Genomic DNA, 2,403 nt, shown 5'->3' on the forward strand with positions numbered 1-2,403 from the left:
GATCCATGGGATTTTTCAAGACAATATTGAAAATTAAGAATGAAAAAACGGTAAAAGCGATACTGAACAAAGCCCACAACGGGAGATAAATCCAGAAAAAGTAATAAAACAATACGAAATATTTACTGTCTTTATCCACCTTCTCAATCCAATGAAAAAAATAAAAGTAGGGTGACAATAGCAATAATATAAAAAATTTCTCCATCATACACCTCTTTTTGATAACGTTTTCTTTGACTTCATTCTATCAAAAAGATCTGGAAATGTCATCCCAGATCTTACTTGTTTATTTCCGCTTTCTCGCGATCAAGTGAATCGGTGTTCCTTCAAAGACAAAGGCCTTGCGGATTTGATTTTCCAAGAAACGCAAGTAAGAGAAGTGCATGAGTTCTTCTTCATTGACAAAGATGACAAAGGTTGGTGGTTTTGTTGCCACTTGGGTCGCATAGAAAATCTTGAGGCGTTTTCCTTTGTCTGTCGGTGTTGGATTGATAGCAATGGCATCCATAATGACATCGTTCAAGATAGCTGATGGGATACGGGTGTTTTGGCTTTCACTGATTTGCTTGATCATCTCAGGCAGTTTGTGGAGACGTTGCTTGGTAAGAGCCGACACGAAGATAATCGGTGCGTAAGGTAGATATTGGAACTGCTCACGAATATCTTCTTCCCATTTCTTCATGGTGTGGTTGTCTTTCTCAAGAGTATCCCACTTATTGACCACGATAATCATCCCTTTACCTGCTTCGTGGGCAAAACCTGCGATACGCTTATCATACTCACGGATTCCTTCTTCCGCATTGAGGACCATCAAGACCACGTCAGAACGGTCAATGGCACGCATGGCACGCATGACAGAGTATTTCTCCGTATTTTCATAGACTTTACCAGACTTACGCATACCAGCTGTATCAATCATGGTAAACTCTTGGCCATCCGCATCTGTAAAATGGGTATCAATGGCATCACGCGTTGTTCCAGCTACTGGGCTGGCAATCACGCGGTCTTCTCCCAAAATGGCGTTGATCAAGCTTGATTTTCCAACGTTTGGACGGCCAATCAAGCTGAATTTGATCACGTCTGGATTTTCTTCTTCAACTTCATTTGGTAGATTTTCCACGATGGCATCCAGCACATCCCCTGTCCCGATACCGTGGACAGACGAAATTGGCAGTGGTTCCCCCAATCCTAGCGCATAGAAATCATAGATGTCATTTCGCATCTCAGGATTATCAACCTTGTTAACCGCAAGGATAACAGGTTTATGGGTTTTATAGAGTTTGCGAGCTACGTATTCGTCCGCATCCGTGATTCCTTCTTTCCCAGACACCACAAAAACGATAACATCGGCTTCTTCCATGGCAATTTCTGCCTGGTGCTTGATTTGTTCCATGAAGGGAGCATCGACATCGTCAATTCCTCCTGTATCAATCATACTAAAGGAACGATTGAGCCACTCACCCGTTGCATAGATACGGTCACGTGTCACACCCTCGACATCTTCTACGATTGAAATTCGCTCACCAGCGATCCGATTAAATAGGGTTGATTTCCCAACATTGGGACGTCCCACAATGGCAATAGTTGGTAAGGCCATGTTTTCTCACTTTCTACAATAACTTTTTCTGTTCTAGATTTTTCCGAGTTGAACTAGGTTCGGCTTGACCAAACTGCTCTGCCAAACGTTGACTCCAAGAGGTCGTCGCACGCGCACCAGCATAGTCTGCCTGAACTTTGTCATAGTCCAAAATCGCTGAAACTGTCTGTTCTTGGTATTCTTCTTCAAATACCACTTGGTTCAAAGGCAGTCTCGGTTTGACATCGTGTTGTTGATTTGGCACACCAAGGGCAATCCCAAAAACTGGGTAGGTATAGTCAGGCAAGTTAAAAAGCTCTGCCACTTCTTCCGACTTGTAACGAACCAAACCGATGATAACACCACCATAGCCCAGACTCTCAGCAGCAAGCAAGGTGTTTTGACCAGCAAGCGCCGCGTCTACAGACGTGATAAGGAGACCTTCTACCCCTTGAGGTTGGAAAGTGTCCGTATGAAGCCTTGATCCCTTTTCAGCTCGGTTCAAGTCACCGACAAAGAGCAAAAAGGCTGCTGACTGGCGAATGGCTTCCTGCGGAACCAACTCATATAAGGCATCTTTCTTCTCTTGACTGCGCACAAGAATCACAGAGTAGGATTGGAAATTTTTCCAAGATGACGCCATTTGTCCAGCAGTCAAAATCTCTTCCAAATCTGCTTGAGGAATCTCTTGCTCCTTAAAGCGACGAACCGATGTATGAGCTTTCATCAGTTTAATGGTTTCTGTCATCGGCGATTTTCTCCTTCTAGTCTCGTTTCCTCAGCCAAATAACGGATTCGTTCCATGACCCGTCTAGCTTCCCAGGTCT

At 43.9% G+C, this 2,403-nt stretch carries 2 protein-coding genes and 2 pseudogenes; all 4 read right to left on the reverse strand.

The window, feature by feature from the left end:
* Positions 1 to 208: pseudogene (locus SORDD16_RS11895) on the reverse strand (hypothetical protein); the annotation flags it as partial.
* A gap of 78 nt (positions 209 to 286) precedes the next feature.
* The gene (gene der / locus SORDD16_RS06440; RefSeq protein WP_061452784.1) at positions 287 to 1,597 is read right to left on the reverse strand and encodes a ribosome biogenesis GTPase Der; all 1,311 of its coding nucleotides are present in this window, start codon (positions 1,595 to 1,597) and stop codon (positions 287 to 289) included.
* 13 nt (positions 1,598 to 1,610) lie between these two features.
* The gene (locus SORDD16_RS06445; RefSeq protein ID WP_061452785.1) at positions 1,611 to 2,324 is read right to left on the reverse strand and encodes an NADPH-dependent oxidoreductase; all 714 of its coding nucleotides are present in this window, start codon (positions 2,322 to 2,324) and stop codon (positions 1,611 to 1,613) included.
* A pseudogene (locus SORDD16_RS10715) lies at positions 2,321 to 2,403 on the reverse strand (primosomal protein DnaI); the annotation flags it as partial. The pseudogene SORDD16_RS10715 and the gene SORDD16_RS06445, both read right to left, overlap by 4 nt.

Origin of the sequence: Streptococcus oralis (assembly GCF_001578945.1) — a bacterium.
Classification (GTDB): domain Bacteria; phylum Bacillota; class Bacilli; order Lactobacillales; family Streptococcaceae; genus Streptococcus; species Streptococcus oralis_Q.

Excerpts from the sequence above, each read along its gene's own strand:
- der (WP_061452784.1), bottom strand. The coding sequence starts at position 1,597 with ATGGCCTTACCAACTATTGCCATTGTGGGACGTCCCAATGTTGGGAAA.
- SORDD16_RS06445 (WP_061452785.1), bottom strand. The coding sequence starts at position 2,324 with ATGACAGAAACCATTAAACTGATGAAAGCTCATACATCGGTTCGTCGC.